This is a genomic window from Paraburkholderia bengalensis (assembly GCF_037126505.1).
GTDB classification, from domain to species: Bacteria; Pseudomonadota; Gammaproteobacteria; order Burkholderiales; family Burkholderiaceae; genus Paraburkholderia; species Paraburkholderia bengalensis.
Window position 1 is genome coordinate 68273 of the sequence record NZ_JACFYJ010000012.1, and the last position, 26097, is coordinate 94369.

Below are 26097 nucleotides of genomic sequence, written 5' to 3' on the forward strand. Positions count from 1 at the left end.
CGTCTGGCTCGCGCGCCTTACCGAAACGGATACCAGCATGTCTATCAAGATTCGCAAACTCGATTCCAGCACTGAAGATTTCCAGAAGTCGCTGCATGCGGTGCTCGCGTTCGAAGCGAGCGAAGACGAAGCGATCGAGCGCTCGGTCGCGCAGATTCTGGCCGACGTGAAGGCGCGCGGCGATGCCGCCGTGCTCGACTACACGAATCGCTTCGATCGGCTGAACGCCCAGAGCGTGGCCGCGCTCGAACTGCCGATGTCGGAACTCGAAGCCGCGCTCGAAGGCCTCGAGCCGAAGCGCCGCGCGGCGCTCGAAGCCGCAGCGGCGCGCGTTCGCGGCTATCACGAAAAGCAGAAGATCGAATGCGGCAGCCATAGCTGGCAATACACGGAAGCCGACGGCACGGTGCTCGGCCAGAAGGTCACGCCGCTCGATCGCGCGGGCATCTACGTGCCGGGCGGCAAGGCAGCGTATCCGTCGTCGGTGCTGATGAACGCGATTCCGGCGCGCGTGGCGGGCGTGCGCGAAATCGTCATGGTCGTGCCCACGCCCGATGGCGTGAAGAATCCGCTCGTGCTGGCGGCGGCGCTGCTGGGCGGCGTCGATCGCGTGTTCACGATCGGCGGCGCGCAGGCCGTCGGCGCGCTCGCGTACGGCACGCAAACCATTCCCGCCGTCGACAAGATCTGCGGACCGGGCAATGCGTATGTCGCGTCGGCGAAGCGCCGCGTGTTCGGCACGGTGGGTATCGACATGATCGCCGGGCCGTCGGAGATTCTCGTGCTGTGCGACGGCACGACCGATCCGCGCTGGGTCGCGATGGATCTGTTTTCGCAGGCCGAGCACGACGAACTCGCGCAATCCATTCTGCTGTGCCCGGACGACGGCTTCATCGCGCGCGTGCAGGACGCGATCAACGAGCTGCTGCCGACCATGCCGCGCCGCGACGTGATCCAGGCGTCGCTGGAAGGACGCGGCGCGCTCGTGAAGGTGCGCGACATGGAGCAGGCGTGCGCGATCGCCAACGACATCGCGCCGGAACACCTCGAAATTTCCGCGCTCGAGCCGCAGCAGTGGGCGCAGCAGATCCGTCACGCCGGCGCGATCTTCCTCGGCCGCTACACAAGCGAAAGTCTCGGCGATTACTGCGCGGGGCCGAATCACGTGCTGCCTACGTCTCGTACCGCACGTTTTTCGTCGCCGCTCGGCGTTTATGATTTCTTCAAGCGCTCGAGCCTGATCGAAGTGAGCGCGGACGGCGCGCAGACGCTCGGCGAAATCGCCGCCGAACTCGCGTACGGCGAAGGCCTGCAGGCGCACGCGCGCAGCGCCGAATACCGGATGAAGAACACAGGCTGATCTTTCTTGCGGCGAGGCGCCGTCTCGAGCGGGCAAAGGGCGCGCTTTGCGGGACGGACGACGCTTTCACGAACATCGAGACTTCAAACCCGGGGCGGCCGCGGCTGCCCCATTGCGCTGCCGCCTGTCGGAAGACGGGCGCATTGACGCCATGACGACACCTCAAGACATCATTCGCCGCGACGTGCTCGCGATGACGAGCTATCCCGTCGCCGACGCGACGGGTCTCGTGAAGCTCGACGCGATGGAAAATCCGTTTCCGCTGCCCGAGGCGCTCGCTGCGCAGCTCGGCGAGCATCTGGCGGCCGTCGCGCTGAACCGCTATCCCGCGCCGCGCCCCGAGGCGCTGCTCGACAAGCTCAAGCGCACGATGAACGTGCCCGCGAACTGCGACGTGCTGCTCGGCAACGGCTCGGACGAACTGATCAGCATGATTTCCGTCGCGTGCTCGACGCCGGGCGCGAAGGTGCTGGCACCCGTGCCCGGTTTCGTGATGTACGCCATGTCCGCGAAGCTCGCGAACATGGACTTCGTCGGCGTGCCGCTGAAGGCCGATTTCACGCTCGACATGGCCGCCATGCTTGCCGCAATCGGCGAGCATCAGCCCGCCGTAATCTATCTCGCGTATCCGAACAATCCGACGGGCACGCTGTTCGATGCCGCCGACATGGAACGCCTCATCCAGGCGGCGAACCAAAGCCTCGTCGTGATCGACGAGGCGTATCAGCCGTTCGCGCAGCACAGCTGGATGCCGCGCGCGGGCGAGTTCGACAACGTGGTCGTGATGCGCACGGTGTCGAAGCTGGGGCTGGCGGGCATCCGCCTTGGCTACATGGCGGGCCGCAGCGAGTGGATCAACGAGTTCGACAAGGTGCGTCCGCCGTACAACGTCAACGTGCTGACGCAGGCTACGGCCGATTTCCTGCTCGGTCACATCGACGTGCTCGACGCGCAGGCCGCGCAACTGCGCGACGAACGCGCGAAACTGGCGCAGGCGATCGCCGCGCTGCCGGGCGCGCAGGTGTTCCCGAGCGCGGGCAACTTCCTGCTCGTGCGCGTGCCGGATGCATCGGTGACGTTCGAAACCCTGCTTACTTCGCGGGTTTTGATCAAAAACGTGAGTAAAATGCATCCATTGCTCGCGAATTGCGTGCGTTTGACGGTCGGTTCGCCGGAAGAAAACGCGCAAATGCTCGCCGCGCTGAAACTCGTGCTGAATTGATGTCGCGCCGGCACTTTTTCTAAAACCCCCACTTTTTCAAGTCAGATTCGAGGAATTGCCATGCGCCTTGCGGAAGTCGTTCGCAACACAAGCGAAACGCAGATCCGTGTGAAGATCAACCTGGACGGCACCGGTCAGCAGAAGCTGGCCACGGGCGTGCCGTTCCTCGATCACATGCTCGACCAGATCGCCCGTCACGGGCTGATCGATCTGGACATCGAAGCGCATGGCGATACGCATATCGACGATCACCATACCGTCGAAGACGTCGGCATCACGCTGGGTCAGGCCATCGCCAAAGCAGTCGGCGACAAGAAGGGCATCCGCCGTTACGGCCATTCTTACGTGCCGCTCGACGAAGCGCTGTCGCGCGTCGTGATCGATTTTTCCGGTCGTCCGGGCCTCGAATTCCACGTGCCTTTCACGCGCGCGCGTATCGGTACGTTCGACGTCGATCTGTCCATCGAATTTTTCCGCGGCTTCGTGAACCATGCGGGCGTTACGCTGCATATCGACAACCTGCGTGGCCTGAACGCGCATCATCAGATGGAAACGGTGTTCAAGGCGTTCGGCCGCGCGTTGCGCATGGCGACTGAACTGGACGAGCGCGCGGCGGGACAGATTCCGTCGACCAAGGGCAGTCTCTGAGCGACACACCTCCACCAATAGGACCGGCTGCGCTGCGCGCGGCCGGCTTGAGATGGACATCATCAAGTCGTTTATTTCGCTGCTCGCGTTGATCAACCCGGTCGGCGCGATTCCGTTTTTTCTGAGTCTGACGCAGCAGCAATCGATCGCGGAGCAGCGTCGCACGATTCGTATCGCATCGATCTCGGTGTTTTGCGTGATCGCCGTGTCGACGCTGATCGGACAGCAGATCATCCGTTTCTTTGGCATCTCGATCGGTGCGCTGGAAGTCGGGGGCGGCATCATCATGCTGCTGATGTCGATCAGCATGCTGAACGCGCAGGTCGGCAATGCGCGCTCGACGCCGGAAGAACGGCACGAAGCGGAGATGAAGGACAACATCGCCGTCGTGCCGCTGGCGATTCCGCTTCTGACGGGGCCGGGCTCCATCAGTACCGTCCTTGTCTATTCGGCCAGCTATCCTCATTGGTACGAGCGGATTAGTCTGATTGCCATTGGCGCCGTGATTGCGGCGCTCTGTTTCGGCTCGCTGAGTCTCGCTGAACCGATTGCCCGCTGGGTGGGGCGGACGGGAATCAATATCGGCACGCGGCTGATGGGCCTGATGTTGTCGGCGCTGGCGGTGGAGTTCATCGTCAACGGATTGAAGGCGTTGCTGCCTAACTTGAAATGAAAACTTCGATAGCGATTGTGGATTACGGAATGGGCAACCTGCGTTCGGTGGCCCAGGCACTGCGGAAAGCCGCGCCTGAAGCGGACGTGGCCATCGTCGACAAGCCCGAAGCGATTCGCGCGGCCGACCGCGTGGTACTGCCCGGCCAGGGCGCGATGCCCGACTGCATGCGCTCGCTCGGCGAATCCGGCTTGCAGGAGGCTGTGGTCGAGGCGTCGCGCAACAAACCGCTGATGGGCGTGTGCGTGGGCGAGCAGATGCTGTTCGACTGGAGCGCGGAAGGCGACACGAAGGGCCTCGGCCTGTTGCCCGGCAAGGTGGTGCGTTTCGATCTGGAAGGCCAGTTGCAAGACGACGGCTCGCGCTTCAAGGTGCCGCAGATGGGCTGGAACCGCGTGCGTCAGGCGCAGCCGCATCCGCTGTGGGATGGCGTCGCCGACAACGCGTTCTTCTATTTCGTGCATAGCTATTACGTCGTGCCGGAAAATGCCGCGCATACGTCGGGCGAAACGGTGTACGGTGTGCCCTTTACCTCGGCGGTGGCGCGGGATAACATTTTTGCGACCCAATTCCACCCGGAAAAGAGCGCCGACGCAGGCCTGCGCGTGTATCGCAACTTCGTGCACTGGAATCCCTGATCTCTTTCGTCAGCGTCTTCAACCGTCCATGTTCTTCGTCCGGTTTTATTGCCTTGTTCCGGTGCATTCGCGCCAGAAGCCGATCGGCAAGGTCGCCGAAAGACATGTACTAAACTAGCGGAACGGCCTGGCGCGGGCCGCAGCCGGTTTTCCCGCCAGCCGAACTTCAACTTTTCTCCCAGACAACACCCGATTGCTATGCTGCTGATCCCCGCCATCGACCTGAAAGACGGTCAGTGTGTACGCCTCAAACAGGGCGATATGGACCAGGCGACGATTTTCCACGAGGAACCGGCGGTGATGGCCCGACATTGGGTCGACCGTGGCGCGCGGCGCCTGCACCTCGTCGACCTGAATGGCGCGTTCGCCGGCAAGCCGAAGAACGAGGAAGCGATTCGCGCGATCATCGAAGAAGTCGGCGGCGAGATTCCCGTGCAGCTCGGCGGCGGCATCCGCGATCTGAATACGATCGAACGCTATCTGGATGACGGCCTCGAATACGTGATCATCGGCACGGCGGCCGTGAAGAATCCGGGCTTCCTGCTGGAGGCATGCACGGCATTCGGCGGGCATATCATCGTCGGGCTCGACGCGAAAGACGGCAAGGTGGCCACCGACGGCTGGAGCAAGCTGACAGGCCACGAAGTCGCCGACCTCGCGCGCAAGTTCGAGGACTACGGCTGCGAGTCGATCATTTACACCGACATCGGCCGCGACGGCATGCTGCAGGGCATCAACATCGAGGCGACGGTACGCCTCGCGCGCGCGGTGAAGATTCCCGTGATCGCGAGCGGCGGGCTGTCCAACCTCGGCGACATCGAAGCGCTGTGCGAAGTGGAAGACGAGGGGATCGAAGGCGTGATCTGCGGCCGCGCGATCTATTCGGGCGACCTCGATTTCGCCGCGGCGCAGACGCACGCAGATCGCCTGCGCGAATCGGACGACGCCTAAAGCGCTCTCGCGGTGCGTGCCCGACGGCGCGCATGCTGCCGGTTTCCGGCGTGCAGGCCTTATGCCGCTTCTCGTGACTCGGTTCACGTGCGAGCGGCCTCACCCAGCGGTATAGGCAAGAATCAGCAAGATCATGGCTTTAGCTAAACGCATCATCCCCTGTCTGGACGTGACGGCTGGCCGCGTGGTCAAGGGCGTCAACTTCGTCGAACTGCGCGACGCGGGGGATCCCGTCGAAATCGCGCGCCGCTACGACGAGCAGGGCGCCGACGAACTCACGTTCCTCGACATCACGGCCACCTCCGACCAGCGCGACCTGATCCTGCCCATCATCGAGGCGGTGGCCTCGCAGGTGTTCATTCCGCTGACGGTCGGCGGCGGCGTGCGTGCCGTCGAAGACGTGCGGCGTCTTTTGAACGCGGGCGCGGACAAGGTCAGCATGAACTCGTCGGCCGTCGCGAATCCTCAGCTCGTGCGCGATTCGACCGATAAATACGGCTCGCAGTGCATCGTCGTCGCGATCGACGCGAAGCGGGTGTCGGCGGAGGGCGAAACGCCGCGCTGGGAAGTGTTCACGCACGGCGGCCGCAAGAACACGGGGCTCGACGCCGTCGAGTGGGCGCGCAAGATGGCCGAACTCGGCGCGGGTGAAATCCTGCTGACCAGCATGGACCGCGACGGCACGAAAAGCGGCTTCGACATTGCGCTCACGCGTGCGGTGTCCGACGCGGTGCCCATTCCCGTCATTGCTTCGGGCGGTGTCGGCTCGCTGCAGCATCTGGCCGACGGCATCAAGGAAGGCCGCGCGGACGCCGTGCTGGCCGCGAGCATTTTTCACTATGGCGAGCACACGGTCGGCGAGTGCAAGCACTTCATGGCCGATCAGGGCATTTCGGTGAGGTTGTAACGTGATCAATCCATCTGAAGTCGGCTGGCTCGACAAGGTGCAGTGGGACGCGAACGGCCTCGTACCCGTGATCGCGCAGGAAGCTTCCACGAACGACGTGCTGATGTTCGCGTGGATGAATCGCGAAGCGCTGTCCAAAACAATCGAAACGGGCCGCGCCGTCTACTTCTCGCGTTCGCGTCAACGCCTATGGTTCAAGGGCGAGGAGTCGGGCCACGTGCAGCATGTGCGCGAGGTGCGGCTGGATTGCGACGAAGACGTCGTGCTGCTGAAGGTCGAGCAGGTGTCGGGCATCGCGTGCCACACGGGCCGGCACTCGTGCTTTTTCCAGAAATTCGAAGGCTCGGTCGATGCCGGCAACTGGGTTGCCGTCGATCCCGTGCTGAAAGACCCCGAACATATCTACAAATGACGCAAGATCTGCAATCCACGGCCGACACGCTTCGCCGCCTCGCCGCCCTCATCGATAGCCGCAAGGGCGGGGACCCCGACGCTTCGTACGTCGCGCGCCTCTTTCACAAGGGCGACGACGCCGTGCTGAAGAAGATCGGCGAAGAAGCCACGGAAGTCGTGCTGGCCGCGAAAGACGTGCGGCTGGGCGCGGAGCGCAAGGCGCTGGTCTACGAAGTGGCCGATCTGTGGTTTCATTGTCTCGTGATGCTGTCGCACTTCGATCTGAATCCCGTCGACGTGCTCGCCGAACTGGAGCGCCGCGAAGGGTTGTCGGGCATCGAGGAAAAGGCGTTGCGCAAGAGCCGCGAGCGCGAGCAGAACGGCGACTGAGCCTGTCTCGCGCAATGCGCGCAGCCAGTCGACGGTCGCCGACGCGGTACGGGCTCTGCAACAGACTCCGTTCGCACTCTCCTGGAGGACGCAAGCATGGAACAGTCGCACGGCGGATATCCGCCTCCGTCGTACCAGAGCGCGGTCGAAATCGACCGGCAGCGCGGGCTGCGCACGCTGACGCACATCATCTATGCGCTCTATGCCGTGTACTGGCTGACGGGTGGCATTTCGGTGCTCGTCGCGATCATCATCAACTACATCAAGCGGCCGGAGACGGTCGGCACGCCGTACGAGGCGCATTTCGACTGGCAGATCCGCACGTTCTGGATGGGATTGGTCGGGCACCTGATCGGCGTGGCGCTCTTTATCGTGCTGATCGGCGTGCCCATCCTGTGGGCTGTCGCGATCTGGACGTTGTACCGTATCATCAAAGGCTGGCTGTACCTGTACGACAACAAGCCGCTGACGAACCCGCGCGGCTGGTTCTGATTGCCCTTGCGCGTCGCATTCGCCGTCCACCAAGACCATGAGCCACGATCCGAACTGCCTTTTCTGCAAGATCGCCGCGGGGGAAATCCCGTCGACGAAAGTCCATGAAGACGACGAGTTCGTCGCGTTCCGCGATATCCGGCCCGCAGCCGAAACGCATGTACTCGTGATCCCGCGCAAGCACATCGATACGCTGTCGCACTGCACCGAAAGCGACGCCGCCCTGCTTGGTAAAATGTTGATATTGGTTGCGCGCCTCGCAGATCAGCTGGGCGTCGCCTACACGGGCGGGCAGACGGGTTTCCGCACGGTCATCAACACGGGGCCTGGCGGCGGACAGGAGGTGTATCACCTGCACGCGCATCTGCTGGCGGGGCCGCGTCCGTGGCTGCGTATGGGATGAACGCAGGGATGAAGCGGGGATGAAGGCGCGCAAGCTGCGCCGTTTTTCGCCAGGCGCGATACTGTCTGGTCATCGCGCGGCCGATTCGACAATGATTCGCCGCATGCGTTTTTTGACTACGCACAATGGCGCAACCGGCTGGCGAAGTCGCCATTTTATGTAGGGATGTAACGACAGCGACTCGCAGGCGTGTTCATAATGAGACAGATAGGCGTGGGCGCCGATGCAATGAAAAGGCGTCGGCGGTAGTTTCACAGAGGGAGCGCATGGAACGCGCTTCGGTTCAGCCGAAAGGCATACAGTCGCCGTCGCCCAAGTACGACGGTGGGGGTTAAGGAGATTTTCATGGGTTCGTTGAGTATTTGGCACTGGCTGATCGTTCTGCTGATCGTCGCTCTGGTTTTCGGCACGAAGAAACTGCGCAACATCGGCAGCGATCTGGGCGGCGCGGTGAAGGGCTTCAAGGAAGGCATGAAGGACGGCGAAACGCCCGATGCGCCGCCGCGCGACCAGATTTCGCGCACGAATACCGTCGATGTCGACGCAAAGGAAAAGGCGCCGCATTCCGGCGATTCCCGCTAACACGGCGCCAGCCGACGCTTGCGCTGTGCGCGCGCACTGACGGGAAGCCCAATCCATGCTGGACCTCGGTTTGACCAAAATGGCGTTGATCGGCGTGGTCGCGCTGGTCGTGCTCGGGCCGGAGCGCTTGCCGCGCGTGGCCCGCACGGCGGGCGCGCTATTCGGCCGCGCGCAGCGCTATATCAACGACGTAAAGGCCGAAGTCACGCGTGAAATCGAACTCGACGAATTGCGACGCATGAAGACGGAGTTCGAAAGCGCCGCGCAAAACGTCGAAACCACGATTCACGACAATCTGCGCAAGCACGAAACCGAACTGAACGAGGCGTGGGCCCAGGGCACGTCGGTGTCGCCGAGCATTGCGGGCGGCGCCGTCGAGAGCCTGGCCTCCGCGACGGACGATTCGCACGTCATGACGGACGGCACGTCCTGGCGCAGCGCCAATGCGGGCACGCCCAAGCGCAAGAACTGGCGCGTCAGGCAGACGGCCACGCCGACCTGGTACAAGCACGCAACGTTGCGGCGCACACGTGTGCAATCGGGTGCGGCGCGCGTCGCAAGGCACACGCCCGTCAGCCTGCGTCGCCCCACGCGCTTCTTCTGATCTTCCGATGTCCCGCGTATCAATCTCCAACCGAGGGCCGGTGTGAGCGACCCCCAAAATCAGAATGAAGGCACTGAAGAGACCTTCATCTCGCATCTCGTCGAACTGCGCGACCGGATCATTCGCGCGGGCATTTCGGTGATCGTCGTGTTCGTCGGGCTCGTGTACTGGGCGCCCGACATCTTCCGGCTTCTCGCGCGTCCGCTGATGAACAATCTGCCGAAGGACGGCAAGATGATCGTCACCGATGTGACCGGCTCGTTCTTCGTGCCGATGAAGGTGACGATGCTGGTCGCTTTCGTGATCGCGTTGCCGTTCGTGCTGTATCAGATCTGGGCGTTCGTCGCGCCGGGGCTATATCAGCACGAGAAGAAGCTGGTTGGGCCGCTGGTCGGCAGCAGCTACACGCTGTTCCTGTGCGGGATGGCGTTCGCGTATTTCGTCGTGTTTCCGACCATCTTCCGCGTGATGGCGCATTACAACGCGCCGCTCGGTGCGGAGATGACAACGGATATCGACAACTACCTGAGCTTCGTGCTGACGATGTTCATTGCTTTCGGCGTGACGTTCGAAGTGCCGATCGTCGTCGTGCTGCTGGTGCGGATGAACGTGCTGACCATCAAGAAGCTCAAGGAAATCCGTCCGTACGTGATTGTCGGCGCGTTCGTGATTTCGGCCGTCGTGACACCGCCGGACGTGTTCTCGCAACTGATCCTGGCGATTCCGCTGATCGTGCTGTACGAAGCGGGGATCATCGCGGCGCGGCTCTTCGTCAGCAAGCCGGTTGCGTCGACCGAGAACGAGGCCGCGAGCTGAACGGCTGGTGTGCGCCGATGGCCGCCGCGCCAGCCGGAACCGCGTACCGCAGATAGATGCCAAAAAGGGCAGTGCTCCGATGGAGACTGCCCTTTTTGTTGCCCGTCGTGTTTGCTTCGACGGCTTGCCTGAAGCATGAACCTTCGCGCTAAAGCCGATCAATCCGACCGCTCAACGCAGCCGCTCAATCCGACTGTCAACCGCCTTCATCGTCATCGCCTTCGTCGGCGGGCTGTTTCGGCGGCGGCGGGCGCTTGCCGATCATCACCGTCAGATCCATTTCCTTGTTTTTGCGCACCAGATGCACCTTCGCGTCGGTGCCGGGCTTGATCTGCGCGATCACGTTCAGCAGGCGCGTCGTATCGGTGATGTCCTGACCGTTGACGGCCACGAGAATATCGCCGGGCTTGATGCCGGCCTTGTCCGCAGGGCCGCCCTTCAGCACGCCCGCGACGATCGCGCCCGACTTCTGGTCGAGCCCGAACGATTCCGCGATTTCAGGCGTCACGTCTTGCGGCTCGACGCCGATCCAGCCGCGCGTCACCGTGCCCGTCGTGATGATGCTTTCCAGCACGCTGCGCGCCGTCGAGACGGGAATCGCGAAGCCGATGCCCAGCGAGCCGCCCGAGCGCGAATAGATCGCCGTGTTGATGCCGAGCAGGTTGCCGTTCACGTCGACGAGCGCGCCGCCCGAATTGCCGGGATTGATGGGCGCGTCCGTCTGGATGAAGTTTTCGAACGTATTGATGCCGAGGTGATTGCGCCCGAGCGCGCTGACGATGCCCATCGTCACGGTCTGCCCGACGCCGAACGGATTGCCGATCGCGAGCACCACGTCGCCGACGCGCGTCTGGTCCATCCGGCCGAGCGTGATGGTGGGCAAATTGGTCATGTTGACCTTGAGCACGGCGAGATCGGTTTCGGGATCGACGCCGATCACCTTCGCGTTCGTCGTGCGGCCGTCGGCCAGCGCGATTTCGATCTGATCTGCGCCGTCCACGACATGCTGGTTCGTTAGAATGTAACCTTCCGAACTCACGATAACTCCCGAGCCGAGATTGGCCGCGGGTTGCTCTTGCTGCTTTTTGTTCTTGTCGCCGAAGAAGTAGCGGAACAGGGGATCTTTGGCGCGCGGATCGGGCGGAAGCGAGCCGTCCTTGCTCGAAAACACGTTGACGACGGCGGGCATCGCTTTTTGCGCCGCGTCCGCGTAGGAATTCTGGGCCGCGCCACCGCTGCCGATTCCGGGTGCCACCTCTCGGAGCGCGACGATCGGCTCGGCCAGTTGCTTGCCGAACTGCCCTTGACGCTGCAGCCATTGCGGCTTGAGGGTCGCAATGATGAACATCAGCGCCAGCAGCACGGTCACCGCCTGGGCGAAGAACAGCCAAAAGCGTCTGAGCATCTGAAAATTAGAGGTGTATATGGATCGGATCGAACTCGAATTGTACTTGAACAATCTCCTTGAAACTTCGCGCTTCAAGGACTATTGCCCGAACGGCCTGCAGGTCGAAGGCAGGCGCAAGATCGAGAAAATCGCGACGGGCGTGACGGCGTCCCTGGCCTTCCTGGAGGCCGCGCTGGAGTGGGGCGCCGACGCCGTTCTCGTCCATCATGGCTATTTCTGGCGCAACGAGTCGCCGCAGATCACCGGCCGTAAATATCACCGGCTCAAGGCGCTGCTCGCCAACGATCTGAACCTGTTCGCGTTCCATCTACCCCTCGACGATCATCCGATTTACGGTAACAACGCGCAGCTCGGCGCGAAATTCGGCCTGATTCCGGACGGACGCTTCGGCGAGAACGATATCGGCTGGATGAGCACGCTGCCCATGCCGATCACGCTCGCGCACCTGAGCGCGGAAGTCGAGCAGACGCTCGGCCGCACGCCGCTCGTGCTGGGCGACCCCGACAGGCAATTGCGGCGCGTGGCGTGGTGCACGGGCGCTGCGCAAGGCTACTTCGAAGCGGCCATCGAGGCGGGCGCGGACGTCTATCTGACGGGCGAGATTTCCGAGCCGGTCACGCATATATCGGCGGAAAGCGGCGTCGCGTTCATTTCGGCAGGACACCACGCCACCGAACGTTACGGCGTGCAGGCGCTGGGCGCGCATCTGTCCGAACAGTTCGAACTGGAACACCTGTTTATCGATATTCATAATCCGGTATGAATATTGGTCCGATCAGGCGACTAAAAGGATTGAAAAACGGAGGAAATACTTAATAAAAGCCATAAAAAAGTTTGCATTCCGTGCGGGGAAACCCTGATTTATCAATGACTTCGCACGGTTTTTGGCAATCGGCCCTTGTAAATGCCGACTCCATTCGAGCAAACTAGCGGCGGTAGACCCGACGTGAAGGAAAAATCCAACTCAGAAGTGGGGCGTGTGATGCGAGACAAGGAAGATGAACGCGTCGATGGCAGCCGCCGTACCTGGCTGATTGCGACGACCGTAGCAGGTGGCATTGGAGGGGTCGCCACCGTCGTACCCTTTGTTAGTTCGTTTGCACCATCCGAAAAAGCCAAAGCGGCGGGCGCGCCCGTCGAAGTCGATATTTCCAATCTGAAGCCCGGCGACATGATGACGGTTGCCTGGCGCGGCAAGCCTGTCTGGATCATCAATCGCACCGACAAAATGCTGGCCGACGTCCAGAAGGCCGACAAGGAAGTCGCCGATCCCCAGAGCAAGAATCCGTTTTCGATGCCGGAGCCGGACTACACCAAAAACGAGTTCCGTTCCCGGCCCGACCACAAGAATCTTTTCGTCGCCGTCGCGGTGTGCACGCATCTGGGCTGCACGCCGACTCCACGCTTCCAGGAAGGCGCGCAGCCCAACCTGCCCGACGACTGGCCCGGCGGCTTTCTATGCCCGTGCCACGGCTCGACCTACGACATGGCGGGCCGCGTCTTCAAGAACAAACCCGCGCCGCAAAACCTCGACATCCCGCCTTACATGATCACAGGCAACACGCTCGTGATCGGCAAGGACGAGAAAGGAGAAGCGTAATGGCGACGACCGAAAAAGAGGTGGAAACAACGGGACTCACGGGCTGGATCGATCGCCGCTTCCCCATGACGGCGACCTGGAAAGCTCACGTCTCCGAGTACTACGCGCCGAAGAACTTCAACTTCTGGTACTTCTTCGGCTCGCTGGCGCTGCTGGTGCTCGTCAACCAGATCGTCACGGGCATTTTCCTCACGATGAACTACAAGCCCGACGCGACGCTCGCCTTTGCGTCGGTCGAGTACATCATGCGCGAAGTGCCGTGGGGCTGGCTGATCCGCTACATGCATTCCACGGGCGCGTCGATGTTCTTCGTCGTCGTGTATCTGCACATGTTCCGCGGGCTGCTGTACGGCTCGTATCGCAAGCCGCGCGAACTGGTGTGGATCTTCGGCTGCGCCATTTTCCTGTGTCTGATGGCCGAGGCGTTCTTCGGCTATCTGCTGCCGTGGGGACAGATGTCATACTGGGGCGCGCAGGTCATCGTGAACCTGTTCTCGGCGATTCCGTTTATTGGCCCGGACCTGTCGCTGTGGATTCGCGGCGACTACGTCGTCTCCGACGTCACGCTGAACCGCTTCTTCGCGTTCCATGTGATCGCGATTCCGCTGGTGCTGCTCGGGCTGGTGGTCGCGCATATCGTCGCGCTGCATGAAGTGGGATCGAACAACCCGGACGGCATCGAGATCAAGGGGAAAAAGGACGCGAACGGCATACCGCTCGACGGCATTCCGTTCCACCCGTACTACTCGGTGCACGACTTCATGGGCGTGTGCGTGTTCCTGATCGTGTTCGCGGCGATCATCTTCTTCGCGCCGGAAATGGGCGGCTACTTCCTCGAAGCGAACAACTTCGTTCCCGCCAACCCGCTGCAGACGCCGCCCGAAATCGCGCCCGTCTGGTACTTCACCGCGTTCTACGCGATGCTGCGGGCCACCACCGACCCGTTCAAGATCGTGCTGATGATCGTGATCGGCCTGCTCGGCCTGTTCGCGCTGATCCGCGCGCGCGGCAAATGGAAACTCGGCCTGCCCGTGCTCGCCATTCTCGTGATTCTCGCGATGGCGTTCACGGAGTCGAAGTTCTGGGGCGTGGTGGTGATGGGCAGCGCCGTTGTATCGCTGTTCTTCCTGCCATGGCTCGACCGCTCGCCCGTCAAGTCGATCCGTTACCGGCCGTTCTTCCACAAGGTGTTTTACGGCATCTTCGTGCTGGCCTTCCTGACGCTGGCGTTTCTCGGCACCAAGCCACCGTCGCCCGCCGCGACATTGATCGCGCAGATCTGCGCGCTGATCTACTTCGCGTTTTTCCTCGGCATGCCGTTCTGGACGCCGCTTGGCCGCTTCAAGCAGCCGCCCGAACGAGTGCGGTTCAAACCCCACTAACCGCGAGCCAGGAGAAAACGAAGATGAAAAAACTGCTATCGACGCTCGCGCTGCTCGGTGTGACCGTGCTGGCGCTGTCGGCAATGCCCGCTCGCGCGGAAGGCGAATTCCCGCTCGACCGTGCGCCCGACAACGCGGAGAATATTGCTTCGTTGCAGCACGGCGCCCAATTGTTTGTAAACTACTGCCTGAATTGCCACAGCGCGAACCTGATGCGGTACAGCCGATTGCAGGATATCGGCATTTCGCAGAAGGAAATTGAAAAGAACCTGCTGTTCACGACAGATAAAGTCGGCAATACGATGACGGTCGCCATGCGCCCCGACGACGCGAAAGCGTGGTTCGGCGCAACGCCGCCGGATCTGTCGGTGGAAGCGCGGGCTAGGAACCGTGACTGGCTGTACACGTATTTGCGCAGTTTCTACCGCGATGACACACGGCCGACCGGCTGGAACAATATGGTGTTCGAGAACGTGAGCATGCCTCACGTGCTGTGGCAGCTTCAGGGGCAACGAACGGCGAAGTTCGAAGACGAAATCGACGAAAACACGAAGGAAAAGGTCAAGAAGTTCGTGGGATACCAGCAGGTCACGCCTGGGACGATGTCGCCGGTAGATTATGATTCTGCTGTGGCCGACCTCGTGTCGTACCTGTCATGGATGTCCGAACCGACGCAGAAGACCCGTCGTCAGCTTGGCGTGTGGGTGCTGCTGTTCTTGGGCGTTCTGAGCTTTTTCGCCTGGCGACTGAACGCCGCGTACTGGAAAGATATCAAATAGTCACACCGTAACGGGTGTGGGGCCGGCGCAAGGGAAAACCTGCATGACGGTTTTCCCGCTCGCTGGCCCTTTAAGTTTTTTGAGGAAACGCAAACATGATGGTTCTGTATTCCGGCACTACTTGCCCGTTCTCCCAGCGCTGCCGGCTGGTGTTGTTCGAAAAGGGCATGGACTTCGAAATCCGCGACGTCGACCTGTTCAACAAACCGGAAGACATCGCCGTGATGAATCCGTATGGTCAGGTGCCGATCCTCGTCGAACGGGATCTGATCCTGTACGAATCGAACATCATCAACGAGTACATTGACGAACGCTTCCCGCATCCGCAGCTGATGCCGGCCGATCCCGTCCAGCGTGCTCGCGCGCGTCTGTTCTTGCTGAATTTCGAAAAAGAGCTGTTCGTGCACGTCGGCACGCTCGAAAACGAGAAGGGCAAGGCCGCCGAGAAGAACCACGAAAAGGCGCGCCTCGCTATTCGTGACCGCCTCACGCAGCTCGCGCCGATCTTCCTGAAGAACAAGTACATGCTCGGCGAAGAGTTCTCGATGCTCGACGTCGCGATCGCGCCGCTGTTGTGGCGTCTGGATCACTACGGCATCGAACTGTCGAAGAACGCCGCGCCGCTGATGAAGTACGCCGAGCGCATTTTCAGCCGTCCGGCCTATATCGAAGCGCTGACGCCGTCGGAAAAGGTGATGCGCCGCTAAGTGTGGGATTGGCTTCGGGCGCGGCGCGCGGCGTGGTGTGCCGCGCGCCAGTCCGGCAAGAGGACAGTTGATGCAAGAGATTTCGACGAAGCCGTACCTGTTGCGCGCGCTGTACGAGTGGTGTACCGATAACGGCTACACGCCGCATATCGCGGTGCGTGTGGATAATCAGACGCGCGTGCCGCGCCAGTTCGTGCGCGACAACGAGATCGTGTTGAACATCAGCTTCGAGGCGACCAGCCAGCTGCAGATGGGCAACGAGTGGATCGAGTTTCACGCGCGGTTTTCGGGCAAATCGCACAAGATCGAGGTGCCCGTCGCGAACGTGCTTGCCATTTATGCGCGCGAGAACGGACAAGGCATGGCGTTCCCGGTCGAGTCGGCGGGCGGCGAGGCAACCGATTCCGCGGACGACGAAGCCGTGATCGACGAAGCGCCGCAAGAGCCGCCGCAAGCTGCCGAAAAAGTCAGCGAAACGGATGAAGACCCGCGTCCCGACGACGACGGCACGAAAGGTGGCGGAAGAGGTCACCTCAAAGTCGTGAAATGAAGTAGAATTTCGGGCTCATGCCGGCTTAGCTCATCAGGTAGAGCGCTTGACTTGTAATCATGAGGTGGCGGGTTCGAGTCCTGCAGCCGGCACCAAAGCATGGAAAAACGGGTCACGAGGTTAGCCTCGTGGCCCGTTTTGCTTTTGCGTCGCTCTTGCATCGCGAACTTTCGCGTCGCGAATCTTCCCGCTCGTGCGGCGTCGCCGCGACGTTCAATACAATACGGGCATCGAAGCAGAAGCCCTTGACGCGAACGCGCTTGCCCCGCGCCACAATCGCCCATGACCGACACGCCCACTCTCACCTGGCCCGAAGCCGACGGCCCGCGTTCCGCCCGCTGGCGTTCCGAAGCGGCCGTGCCGCCCGCGAAGCGCGTGGTGATCGCCGACGACCGCACGACGGCCGACGCCGCCTACCGCCTCGCCTGCGAAGGCACGGCGCTGCTGTGGCGCGGCGATTTCCAGAACGCGCGCCAGTTGCTGCAGGCGATGACCCGCCGGCTCGAACGCAAGCCGCGCAAGCAGGCGGCCAATCCGCTCGATGCGTTCAATCTGCATCGCCAGGCGCAATCTCAAAGAGCGCGCACGCTCGGCATGCTGCTGATTCCGCTCGACGGCGACTACACGATCCCGTTGCGCCGCGCGCCCGACGTCCGCGAGGCGTGCGAAGAGGTCTACGGCCCGCCGACACAGGAAGCGTCCGTGGTCTCGCTGCGCGAACTGCTCGGCTTGATCGGTGCGCACGAATGGCGCAAGAAGGGCGTCGAGATTCCCGCGCTGAGCGAGCGCATCCATCCGCACTACGGCGTGTTCTCGCCTGTGCGCGGCGAATATGTGGATCTCGTCGCGCGGACGCCGCTGCCGTCGCTGGAAAAGGCGTTCGATGTCGGCGTCGGCACGGGCGTGCTGTCGGCGGTGCTCGCGCGGCGCGGCGTCCAGCGCATCGTGGCGACCGACCAGGACCCGCGCGCGCTCGCCTGCGCGAGGGAAAATCTCACGCGCCTCGGCTATGACAAGCAGGTCGAAGTCGTCGCCGCGGATCTGTTTCCCGAAGGACGTGCGCCGCTCGTCGTCTGCAATCCGCCGTGGGTGCCCGCGCGGCCGGCGTCGCCCATTGAAAATGCCGTCTACGACTACGAAAGCCGCATGCTGCTCGGTTTTCTGAACGGCTTGGCGGCGCATCTCGAGCCGGACGGCGAGGGCTGGCTGATCCTGTCCGATTTCGCGGAACACCTTGGAATGCGCACGCGCGACTGGCTGCAGACGTCGATCGACAATGCGGGGCTGGCGGTGGTCGGGCGCGAGGACATCAAGCCGCGTCACCCCAAGGCGACGGATGCCGCCGATCCGTTGCACGCGGCGCGTGTCAAGGAAGTCACCTCACTGTGGCGGCTCAAGACCAAGTAGTGCGTCCGCGGTCGCGGCGCGCTCACCGCTTCAGCTTCAGATACTCGAGCGCGCCGCGCCCCGCCACCAGACCGCTCGCGAAGCACGCCGTCAGCAGATAGCCGCCCGTCGGCGCTTCCCAGTCGAGCATTTCGCCCGCGCAGAACACGCCCGGCAATTTCCGGCTCATCAACGCGCCATCGAGCGCCTCGAACGGCACGCCGCCCGCGCTGCTGATCGCTTCGTCGATGGGCCGCGCGCGCGTGAGGCGCAACGCAAGCGCCTTGATGGCTCGCGCGAGCGTCGCTGCATCGGAAAACGCTTTCTTCGACAGGCACTCGTGCAGCAAGCCCAGCTTCACGCCCGATATGCCGATCCGGCTATGCAGATGGCTCGACATCGAGCGCGAGCCGCGCGGGCGCGTTACTTCCTCCGTCACGCGCTGCTCGCTCAGGCCGGGCGCGAGATCGAGCCGGATCGTCGCTTCACCGTCGGCGAGCAGACGATCGCGAATCAGCGACGACAACGCGTACACGAGACTGCCTTCGATGCCCGTCGACGTCACGACGAACTCACCTTGCCGATGCTGGATACTGCCGTCCACGCCGTCGACCGAAATCGACACGGGTTTCACGGGATGTCCGGCATAGCGTTCGCTAAAGTAGTCGGACCAGGCAGCGTCGAAGCCGCAGTTCGCGGGCAACAGCGGCGCGACGTCGATCCCGCGCTGCTGCATCGACGGCACCCATGCGGCATCCGAGCCGAGGCGCGCCCAGCTGCCGCCGCCGAGCGCGAACACGACGGCGTCTGCCGACACGCCGCGCTCGCCGTCGGGCGTCATGAAGCGCAGACCATGCGCACCCGCCGAAGCCGATTCGGTCCAGCCGATCCATTTGTGTCGCATGTGAAAGCGCACGCCTGCTTCGCGCAGCCGATGCAGCCACGCGCGCAGCATGGGCGCGGCTTTCATGTCGGTTGGAAACACGCGCCCCGAACTGCCGACGAAGGTTGCGATGCCCAGTTCGTCCAGCCACGCACGCAGCGCATCTGGTCCGAAAACGTCGAGCAATGGTTCAATCTCCGCGCGACGTTTGCCGTAGCGTCCGAGAAACGCGTCAAGCGGTTCGGAGTGCGTGATATTCATGCCGCCTTTGCCCGCCATCAGAAACTTGCGCCCGACGGACGGCATCGCGTCGTACACATCGACGCGCACGCCGCCGCGCGCCAAGGCTTCGGCGGCCATCAAGCCCGCAGGGCCGCCGCCGATAACGGCGACGCGGACGTGATCGAGGGCGTGATCGGACGAATTAGGCATCGGCTGAAAGAAGCGGTGAGTTGTGACGCGGCATCTGCGACGAAGGGCGGTATTGTCCCACCGGCCTGATAACGCGGCAAACGAATGGAAGGGGACGGAGCGGCTGCGGAACAGCGCACGCGACCTATACTTTTTTTACCTACCTTCTCCGGCGCACGCCGCGCCGCCTAGCCGCGCACAAGCCACGCGTTCCCGCTCGCCGCCGTCCCGCCGACACACGCCGAGGCGACGCCGGCGCACGCGTTTCGCGCGACGCCTTTGATCTGAGGAGACTGTCATGAGCCGCAAATACATTGATTGCCGTGAATGTCCGAGCGACATCAAATGCACGGTCGCGCTGTGCGCGGATTCGGAAAGCGAACTGCTCGAAGCCGCCGTCGCGCATGCGATGCAGGCATCACCGATTCACTCGCCACCACGCCGCTGACGGTAACGGTAGGCGGGGCTGACGGCATCGCCGTTCTTTTCAGGTACGGCGTCGTCGTGTTATTTGGTGTGTCGCTTGGTGATGAACAACGGTTTCTCTCCTCGTTAGCTCAGTTGCTGTACAACGCCTACGAGCGACCTCAGCTCGAAGAAATCGCCATCCACAGCGGCAAAACGAACGTTGGGGTGCAAGGCGGTGCAGTATGGCTCGACGCGCTGACGTTGGAAAAGGCTCAGATAATAGCGGACAGCCTCAGCAAAAGCCTTGTGCTGTCGATGTACGAAGACAAGACCGCGAGCGAATTCGATAGCATCATTCCGTTGGCATCGGAACTGGCGAGAACAGGAAAGGTGAGCGCGGACGCCAAAACGCTACTCTCAAAAATTGGCGGGATGCTCCTAATCGAACACCGCATGGTCGGCCGGGCTGAAATCGGCGACAAGCCGGAGACCCTTTGGGAACACCCGGAGCTCGGTGGCCTCTATGCACTATTGGAGGACGAATACGAACTGCACGAGCGACAAGCCGCGCTTGAACGCAAGCTGCAGCTGATTTCAGGAACTGCGCAAACCTTGGCGGAAATCGCGGAAACCAAGCATGTTCACCGCCTCGAATGGTATGTCATAGGGCTTATTGCCCTTGAAATCGTGATTGGTTTAGCGGACCTTGTGCATAAGTACTTTTTCTGACTGCTTTCGCTTGGCCGGCCGTCGTGCTGCCCGCAGAACCCTTGCGCCCGGCAAATGCGAAGACGTCCGAACCTCGCTGGCACTCGCAATTGAGATTAACCCGGCATACCTGATTGACGAGCGGGTCGACCAACGCACCAATCCAAGCAGGGACAGTGCCAAAGATGCTGACCTGCCCGTGGTCCGACGAGATGACGTACTCCAGCGGTGTCCCGATTGTCGCCGCTGAGTCGTAGGTGCGTCTCTCAACACGCTATTTATCCACCAAAGGAGCTCCGTCATACTTTGTCCACATTTGGGGCATTCCCATCACGACAAGGCACGACATGTTGACACGCCAAGCTATTCATTCGGGCGCATACCTGGAGAACTTTGAGTCCCTGCCAAATTTGTGGTCGCGGGAACGCATCGAAGCATCCCTCGCGGCGACGATGCGTGACCGACCGGCGGACGCAACCGACGTCTGGATTTTCGCTTACGGGTCACTGATATGGAATCCGACGGTGAATATCGCTAGCAAACAGGCTGCAACGCTGCACGACTGGCATCGCAGCTTCTGTCTTCGCATGGTTGTCGGCCGCGGCAGCCCGGACAAACCTGGGCGCATGCTTGCATTGGAAGCCGGCGGTCATACGGATGGCGTCGCATTGAAACTCTCTGAAGACACCGTCAACGAGGAGCTCCTGCTCGTATGGATTCGCGAGATGGTGCTCGGGTCATACCTTCCAAAATGGGCGCCGGTGACATTCAGGGATGGCACACGCACACACGCATTGGCGTTTGTAGCCGACATCACCCGCGACCAGTTCGAGCCTGATTCCTCGGTGCCAACCGTTGCACCGCTTATCGCGTCTGCCTCCGGCAATTTCGGTACCAACGTCGAATACCTTCACAAGCTTCATGCCGCGCTTGAGGAGCACGGCCTGCAGGACCCATACATCGATGCGCTCTCAGATGCGATTGAACAATTCCAGCTGAATCCGGCATGCGACCTCCGCAGCGCCCACGAATGACTCCCCGAGGGTAACCATATCATCTGCATTGCCTCCGTTACCGAAGGCGAGACGGCGGCGAACTGGAGCATCGAACCTGGCGATGCCCGGAAGTATTGAACTACCGCCTGTTCGTGGCGCTGCAGTCACCAGAGAATCTGGGATTGAAGCACACAGGGAGACACTCCGTCTCCCCGTCACGGCTTTTTCGTGAGGCGCGGTTACCCCACCATAAGGCAAACGCCGGACGTTCTCTGAGACCCCGAACGAGTTCGTATTTCGATACGAATCGTTCCACCTCAATGAACGGCGTCTACAAGGCTATGTAGCTGCACAGGTAGTGGCGTAAATGCAGTGCCCTTAACCTCACGGGAACCAACATGCAAGATATCCAAGTCGTGCCGTCTGCCCGCAAAAATATCGAATCGATTGCCGGCGCACGGACAGCGAAGCTGTTCGAACCAGTCCAGATAGGCGGACTGCGGGTCAACAACCGCGTCGTGATGTCTCCCATGACGCGCACGATGGCGCCGGCCGGAGTGCCTGGCGATGCAAACGCTGCGTATTACCGCAAGCGGGCCGCTGGCGGTGTGGGCCTCATTATCACCGAGGGCACCTGGATTCCGCACGATGCGGCCGCCAATGAAACGGATGTTCCGCGCATGTACGGCCGTGAAGCGCTCGACGGCTGGAAGAAAGTCGTCGGTGCGGTCCACGCCGAAGGCACTCCTATCCTCGCGCAGATTTGGCACGTGGGCCAGATGAAGCAACACACAATCGACGGCCTGTATGCCCCGAAAGGCACCGACTATCGCCCGCCTCGCCGCGTGGGCCCGTCAGGCCTGTTCGGCGGTATCGGAAAGCCCACCACGCCCGATGGCGAGCCCGCACTTCCGGCGGACCTCGACGCCATCGTCGAAGCGTACGGCAAGGCTGCATTCAATGCCAAATCGGTAGGCTTCGACGGTGTCGAATTGCATGCCGCGCACGGCTATCTGCTTGACCAGTTCTTCTGGCCGGGCACGAACAGACGCGAAGACCAGTGGGGTGGCTCGCTACGGAATCGCGCGCGCCTCGCGGCCGATGCCATCGCAGAAATCCGGCGGGTAACCGGACCCGACTTCGTCATCTCCATTCGAATCTCCCAATGGAAGGTGCAGGACTTTGCTGCCAGGAACTGGGAGTCACCGGCGGAGCTCGAGGAGTTTGCACGCGTGATGGTCGATGCCGGCGTGGATGTCTTCCACTGCTCGACGCGCCGCTTTTGGGAAAACGAATTCGGTTCAGACATGAACCTCGCCGCCTGGACGAAAAGACTCTCAGGTAAGCCAACGATTACTGTGGGCTCCATCGGCATGACAGGCGAGCACATCGAAACCCTGATGGGCGATACAGCAAATGTCGACTCGCTCGACAATGTTCTGAAGCTGGTCGAACGCGGCGACTTCGACCTGATTGCCATCGGCCGCGGCATGCTGGTAAATCCCGATTGGGCTAACAAGGTGCGCGACGGACGCATCGACCTCCTGAAGCCTTGGAACCCGGAAGTGTTGAACGGGCTGATTTAACAGGCAGTCGCTCGTCGCCCTCAACCTCCGCATTGACGACGCCACGTCCAGGCGTCGTTCCGATTGCCTCAAGAAAGCCGGGTGCGAAGTGGCTCTGGTCCGCGAACCCGCTAAGCAGCGTGTGCCGCAACGGGTGCTTTGAGCGTTCGACGCGATACGCACGCAATCATCTGAACGGAGGCATGCCTACCGTGTTGCGAGAAGTGCGCACGACCTGCCTTGGTAGCCCGCAATCCTATGCGACATTTCGAAGCTCCGGGTCCTCGGACAGGTTGGCGACAGGCCGCTCTTTCGCGAGCCGCTCCTGCGCCCTCAAAGCCGCCTGCCGTGCATTGACTTTCATCCAGACCCTGGCCCTAGGCCGTGATAAGCCTCGCATGATTTGCCTGTGCATCCACCATAGGTGCACGATGGCAAGCCCCTACCATCCCGTTGCTCCGGGCCGCAAAAAACGCGTCGAACTTTTTTGGAACATCCTCGTCGCGTGCGCTGAGGCCATTGTCCCTGACTGAAATTTCAACCGGCCATATCGTGTTTGAACGCCGCAATGGCCAACTAACCTTCAAGGTTTCGAAGCGGCGCCCGGCTGCCATCCTGTGGTCGCAGATGCTGGCACGTACGGAGTGCTCAGCTCCCAGCACAAGTGAGGCAGTTGCCCCGGCGCACGATGCCGCTCTCCCAACCGACGGGCGCACAGGCAAACAGAATGGGGAAGGCGCATACCATGCGAATCGTCGACCAGCTGTCCAACCAATTGCTGGCCCTTTCGTCGCATTCCCCCACCGCTATGCAGCTACGAAGAACAGGTTTGGTGTGCGGGCAACGCCCGGCGTTCCGGTATCCCTGCTGCGCCAGGTATGCCGATTAGGCTGGCGACCACGTCTGGAAACCTCATGTGCACGGCGGACTCACACGCTGAATGGCGACGCAATGATTCTCGCCCGTGCACTTGCAGGCACAAACACAAGCCCCCTGGATTTCCGCTAGGACACAGTCCCGCGACGCGGGGGGGCGATTGTCGCTCGCGAGAGGTCAAAGCGTCTCCAGAGCGAGTGTTTATCCGGATAGCTCGAACAGCGATACTGACACCCATTCAGAAATACCCTCAATAACAGGGTACTTCGGGCAACGGAACAGAACGGATATCGAGTTTTTGCGGACTTTTGTGGTGGCCAACCGGCGGCGAACACCACATAACTTGTGAGGTATGCGCCGAATCATGGACAAGCTTCAGGCAATGCAGGTGTTCACGCGGGTAGTCGACTCGAACAGCTTTTCTCGAGCAGCTGATGCACTGCAAATGACCCGCTCGTCAGTCACGACAATTATCCAGAACTTGGAGGCCCATCTAAAGGTCCGGCTGCTCAATCGCACCACCCGTCGAATCAGTCTCACACCTGAAGGCGCCGCGTACTATGAACGTTGCGCTCGGATTATCGCTGACGTGGAAGATTCAGAGACCACCTTCTCGTCTCCTGCCACGCCGCGCGGCAAGCTGAAAGTGGACATGCCGGGCTCAATCGGCAGGCTTCTCATTGTCCCGGCGCTTGCCGACTTCCAGCAGCGGTACCCAGATATAGACCTCATGCTCGGCGTCGGAGACAAACCCGTCGACCTCATACAGGACGGAGTGGATTGTGCGATTCGTATGGGGCACTTGCCGGACTCGACACTTGTCGCGAGGCGGGTCGGCGCGTCCGAATTTGTCACGCTCGCGAGTCCCGAATACTTGGAACGGTATGGCGTACCGCAAACGCTGGAAGAGCTTGATGCCCATGTCGCCGTCAACTACTTTTCGAGTCGCAATGGCCGCGTCATCGAGATGGACTTCCTTGTGGACGGCGAGCCAGTCGAAATACGTATGCGCTCCAGGCTCGCTGCAAATGATGGCGAAGCCTACCTTCAATGCGGCATACAAGGCCTGGGCCTGATACGGGTTCCATATTTCTTTGCGCTTCCCCATATCGAGGCTGGCCGTTTGGTCGAGGTGCTGTCGGACTGGCGACCGGCGCCGTTTCCGATATGGGCGGTCTACCCTCAGAACAGGCACCTCTCTGCGCAGGTTCGCGTCTTCGTAGAGTGGGCTGCTGAGCGGTTCGAGAGCTGCCATCTCTTACGAAAGGACATGGCGCTGGCCTTCGCGCCAGCGCCCGCTCGGCGCGCGTCCCATATAGAAATCGCTGCTCAGTCAGAGACGGGCGACGCACGGCATGTGCTCCTCCGGGAGACAGCCATGAGTTGAACAGTTCGATTTCTGCGAATTGTCTTATCGATGTCGAGGGCTTTATCGACCGCGTCACCCTTAAGACAATCGCGTTCCATTCATGTTTGTTAGCCCATATGGCATACGCTCAGGTTGTCGAAATGACCGCCCAACTGCAAATCAAGGACATCCGCATCGACGGCTACGCTCAACCCATCGTGTTGCGCAGTTTCCGCTCGTCTGCGTCCGAAACGCTTCCCGTTGTCCTCTACTTTCACGGTGGTGGATTCGTAGGAGGCGGTTTAGCGGATACCGCAGCACTGGCGAGTGTTTTGGCGAACAAAGTGCCTGCGTGGGTTATAGCAGTGGGTTATTCGCTCGCACCAGAGTTTCCGTTTCCGAGCGCGGCCGAGGACGCCTACCTGGCGTTGCAGTGGGTTGTCGGCGCGGCGCCCGCGCACCACGCGGATGGCTCGCGGGTTGCCGCCGTCGGGCACGACGCTGGCGGCAATATTGCAGCGGCGCTAGGGGCGGTCGCTCGTGACCGCGCAGGGGTGCAGGTTACCGCGCAGGTGCTACTGGCTCCGATGTTGGACCCGAGCATGTCGAGACTCCTGCACCCGGCGTTCGCGGACGCCTGCAAGCCGGGCCCCGAAGATTGCAGCCGCGCGTACCGTGCCTATCTGCCTCTCGTCGCCCAACGAATGCACCCATATGCTGCGCCTCTCGAGTCCAAGCGGCTTCGAAATCTGCCGCCGACCCTGATTGCCACTGCCGAGCGCGACATTGCTCGAGCCGACGGCGAAGTCTTTGCTCGTGAACTGATTTCGTCTGGCGTCCCAGTCGAGATAACCCGTTACGGGGGAGCGACTCATGACGGTCTGGTCTCGCATGAGTCGGCGCTTGCTGACACTGTTGCCTTTCTAAGAAGGCGGCTTGCCGCAGGCTGAAGGTTCACGCTTTCGCTCAGAGGAAACAAACAAACTTCAGTTTCAGCCAAATTTGACATTAA

General features: G+C 61.6%; 29 protein-coding genes, 1 tRNA gene and 1 pseudogene. 28 read left to right on the forward strand and 3 right to left on the reverse strand.

All coding sequences use genetic code 11. The annotated features are described in order from the left end of the window. Positions 1 to 37: 37 nt before the first annotated feature. From hisD to tatC, 14 genes are all read left to right on the forward strand, one after another. Entirely contained in the window at positions 38 to 1360 is a 1323-nt protein-coding gene (gene hisD, locus H3V53_RS10430; protein WP_336597857.1) for a histidinol dehydrogenase, read from the forward strand. A 151-nt stretch (positions 1361 to 1511) separates the two neighbouring features. Beyond that, on the forward strand, positions 1512 to 2582 hold the full coding sequence (gene hisC, locus H3V53_RS10435) for a histidinol-phosphate transaminase (RefSeq protein WP_336597858.1): 1071 nt from the start codon (positions 1512 to 1514) through the stop codon (positions 2580 to 2582). A 60-nt stretch (positions 2583 to 2642) separates the two neighbouring features. Further along, positions 2643 to 3230 (forward strand): imidazoleglycerol-phosphate dehydratase HisB, encoded by a 588-nt coding sequence (gene hisB, locus H3V53_RS10440; protein WP_028367589.1) that lies wholly within the window; start codon positions 2643 to 2645, stop codon positions 3228 to 3230. Between the two features lie 52 nt (positions 3231 to 3282). Next, positions 3283 to 3903, forward strand: a complete 621-nt coding sequence (locus H3V53_RS10445) for a MarC family protein (protein WP_336597859.1) — start codon at positions 3283 to 3285, stop codon at positions 3901 to 3903. Next, a complete protein-coding gene (gene hisH, locus H3V53_RS10450; protein ID WP_054918611.1) occupies positions 3900 to 4541 on the forward strand; it encodes an imidazole glycerol phosphate synthase subunit HisH in 642 nt (213 codons plus the stop codon). Before H3V53_RS10445 ends, hisH begins: the two co-directional genes overlap by 4 nt. Positions 4542 to 4739: 198 nt before the next feature. Beyond that, positions 4740 to 5492, forward strand: coding sequence for a 1-(5-phosphoribosyl)-5-[(5-phosphoribosylamino)methylideneamino]imidazole-4-carboxamide isomerase (gene hisA / locus H3V53_RS10455; protein ID WP_054918613.1), 753 nt, complete (start codon positions 4740 to 4742; stop codon positions 5490 to 5492). Between the two features lie 133 nt (positions 5493 to 5625). After that, on the forward strand, positions 5626 to 6399 hold the full coding sequence (gene hisF, locus H3V53_RS10460; RefSeq protein ID WP_054918615.1) for an imidazole glycerol phosphate synthase subunit HisF: 774 nt from the start codon (positions 5626 to 5628) through the stop codon (positions 6397 to 6399). Position 6400: 1 nt separating this feature from the next. Then, the gene (gene hisI, locus H3V53_RS10465; RefSeq protein WP_336597860.1) at positions 6401 to 6811 is read left to right on the forward strand and encodes a phosphoribosyl-AMP cyclohydrolase; all 411 of its coding nucleotides are present in this window, start codon (positions 6401 to 6403) and stop codon (positions 6809 to 6811) included. Then, on the forward strand, positions 6808 to 7182 hold the full coding sequence (locus tag H3V53_RS10470; protein WP_336597861.1) for a phosphoribosyl-ATP diphosphatase: 375 nt from the start codon (positions 6808 to 6810) through the stop codon (positions 7180 to 7182). The genes hisI and H3V53_RS10470 overlap by 4 nt, the downstream gene beginning before the upstream one ends. Before the next feature lie 96 nt (positions 7183 to 7278). Then, positions 7279 to 7674 (forward strand): DUF4870 family protein, encoded by a 396-nt coding sequence (locus H3V53_RS10475; RefSeq protein ID WP_336597862.1) that lies wholly within the window; start codon positions 7279 to 7281, stop codon positions 7672 to 7674. A 37-nt stretch (positions 7675 to 7711) separates the two neighbouring features. After that, positions 7712 to 8077, forward strand: coding sequence for an HIT domain-containing protein (locus tag H3V53_RS10480; RefSeq protein WP_054918620.1), 366 nt, complete (start codon positions 7712 to 7714; stop codon positions 8075 to 8077). Positions 8078 to 8422: 345 nt separating this feature from the next. After that, positions 8423 to 8659, forward strand: coding sequence for a Sec-independent protein translocase subunit TatA (gene tatA, locus H3V53_RS10485; protein WP_054918622.1), 237 nt, complete (start codon positions 8423 to 8425; stop codon positions 8657 to 8659). 55 nt (positions 8660 to 8714) lie between these two features. Next, a complete protein-coding gene (tatB, locus tag H3V53_RS10490; RefSeq protein WP_054918625.1) occupies positions 8715 to 9263 on the forward strand; it encodes a Sec-independent protein translocase protein TatB in 549 nt (182 codons plus the stop codon). A 42-nt stretch (positions 9264 to 9305) separates the two neighbouring features. Continuing rightward, positions 9306 to 10079, forward strand: a complete 774-nt coding sequence (gene tatC / locus H3V53_RS10495) for a twin-arginine translocase subunit TatC (RefSeq protein ID WP_054918628.1) — start codon at positions 9306 to 9308, stop codon at positions 10077 to 10079. Between the two features lie 196 nt (positions 10080 to 10275). Here the strand turns inward: tatC and H3V53_RS10500 are convergent, their stop codons facing one another. Beyond that, complete coding sequence (locus H3V53_RS10500; RefSeq protein WP_054918629.1) at positions 10276 to 11484, reverse strand: Do family serine endopeptidase; 1209 nt, start codon at positions 11482 to 11484, stop codon at positions 10276 to 10278. 19 nt (positions 11485 to 11503) lie between these two features. Between H3V53_RS10500 and H3V53_RS10505 the strand changes: the two genes are divergently transcribed. From H3V53_RS10505 to H3V53_RS10540, 8 genes are all read left to right on the forward strand, one after another. After that, positions 11504 to 12250 (forward strand): Nif3-like dinuclear metal center hexameric protein, encoded by a 747-nt coding sequence (locus H3V53_RS10505; RefSeq protein WP_336597863.1) that lies wholly within the window; start codon positions 11504 to 11506, stop codon positions 12248 to 12250. 219 nt (positions 12251 to 12469) lie between these two features. Further along, the gene (gene petA, locus H3V53_RS10510; protein ID WP_054918670.1) at positions 12470 to 13087 is read left to right on the forward strand and encodes a ubiquinol-cytochrome c reductase iron-sulfur subunit; all 618 of its coding nucleotides are present in this window, start codon (positions 12470 to 12472) and stop codon (positions 13085 to 13087) included. After that, on the forward strand, positions 13087 to 14469 hold the full coding sequence (locus H3V53_RS10515) for a cytochrome b (protein ID WP_336597864.1): 1383 nt from the start codon (positions 13087 to 13089) through the stop codon (positions 14467 to 14469). The genes petA and H3V53_RS10515 overlap by 1 nt, the downstream gene beginning before the upstream one ends. A 23-nt stretch (positions 14470 to 14492) precedes the next feature. Next, positions 14493 to 15248: a cytochrome c1 gene (locus H3V53_RS10520; RefSeq protein WP_054918635.1), complete on the forward strand. Its 756-nt coding sequence runs from the start codon at positions 14493 to 14495 to the stop codon at positions 15246 to 15248. Between the two features lie 95 nt (positions 15249 to 15343). Beyond that, positions 15344 to 15955, forward strand: a complete 612-nt coding sequence (locus H3V53_RS10525; RefSeq protein ID WP_006052302.1) for a glutathione S-transferase N-terminal domain-containing protein — start codon at positions 15344 to 15346, stop codon at positions 15953 to 15955. A 70-nt stretch (positions 15956 to 16025) separates the two neighbouring features. Then, the gene (locus H3V53_RS10530; protein WP_336597865.1) at positions 16026 to 16505 is read left to right on the forward strand and encodes a ClpXP protease specificity-enhancing factor; all 480 of its coding nucleotides are present in this window, start codon (positions 16026 to 16028) and stop codon (positions 16503 to 16505) included. A 19-nt stretch (positions 16506 to 16524) separates the two neighbouring features. Continuing rightward, positions 16525 to 16600, forward strand: a tRNA-Thr gene (locus tag H3V53_RS10535). A 187-nt stretch (positions 16601 to 16787) separates the two neighbouring features. Beyond that, on the forward strand, positions 16788 to 17912 hold the full coding sequence (locus tag H3V53_RS10540) for a class I SAM-dependent methyltransferase (protein WP_336597866.1): 1125 nt from the start codon (positions 16788 to 16790) through the stop codon (positions 17910 to 17912). Between the two features lie 22 nt (positions 17913 to 17934). Here H3V53_RS10540 and H3V53_RS10545 read toward each other — a convergent pair whose 3' ends face one another. Next, complete coding sequence (locus H3V53_RS10545; protein ID WP_336597867.1) at positions 17935 to 19206, reverse strand: TIGR03862 family flavoprotein; 1272 nt, start codon at positions 19204 to 19206, stop codon at positions 17935 to 17937. A 277-nt stretch (positions 19207 to 19483) separates the two neighbouring features. On the opposite strand from H3V53_RS10545, the gene H3V53_RS43975 reads away from it, so the two are divergent. Together H3V53_RS43975 and H3V53_RS10550 are read left to right on the forward strand one after the other, a co-directional pair. Beyond that, a complete protein-coding gene (locus tag H3V53_RS43975; protein WP_473766655.1) occupies positions 19484 to 19633 on the forward strand; it encodes a DUF1059 domain-containing protein in 150 nt (49 codons plus the stop codon). 26 nt (positions 19634 to 19659) lie between these two features. Continuing rightward, entirely contained in the window at positions 19660 to 20322 is a 663-nt protein-coding gene (locus H3V53_RS10550) for an RMD1 family protein (protein WP_419539471.1), read from the forward strand. Between the two features lie 22 nt (positions 20323 to 20344). Here the strand turns inward: H3V53_RS10550 and H3V53_RS10555 are convergent. Continuing rightward, a pseudogene (locus tag H3V53_RS10555) lies at positions 20345 to 20539 on the reverse strand (NADP-dependent glyceraldehyde-3-phosphate dehydrogenase); the annotation flags it as partial. A 109-nt stretch (positions 20540 to 20648) separates the two neighbouring features. On the opposite strand from H3V53_RS10555, the gene H3V53_RS10560 reads away from it, so the two are divergent. From H3V53_RS10560 to H3V53_RS10575, 4 genes are all read left to right on the forward strand, one after another. Then, complete coding sequence (locus tag H3V53_RS10560) at positions 20649 to 21335, forward strand: gamma-glutamylcyclotransferase (protein WP_336597869.1); 687 nt, start codon at positions 20649 to 20651, stop codon at positions 21333 to 21335. Between the two features lie 359 nt (positions 21336 to 21694). After that, on the forward strand, positions 21695 to 22882 hold the full coding sequence (locus H3V53_RS10565; protein WP_176054856.1) for an NADH:flavin oxidoreductase: 1188 nt from the start codon (positions 21695 to 21697) through the stop codon (positions 22880 to 22882). A gap of 1219 nt (positions 22883 to 24101) precedes the next feature. Continuing rightward, the gene (locus H3V53_RS10570) at positions 24102 to 25124 is read left to right on the forward strand and encodes a LysR family transcriptional regulator (protein ID WP_336597870.1); all 1023 of its coding nucleotides are present in this window, start codon (positions 24102 to 24104) and stop codon (positions 25122 to 25124) included. Continuing rightward, positions 25121 to 26035: an alpha/beta hydrolase gene (locus tag H3V53_RS10575; protein ID WP_233471157.1), complete on the forward strand. Its 915-nt coding sequence runs from the start codon at positions 25121 to 25123 to the stop codon at positions 26033 to 26035. Before H3V53_RS10570 ends, H3V53_RS10575 begins: the two co-directional genes overlap by 4 nt. Positions 26036 to 26097 lie beyond the last annotated feature (62 nt).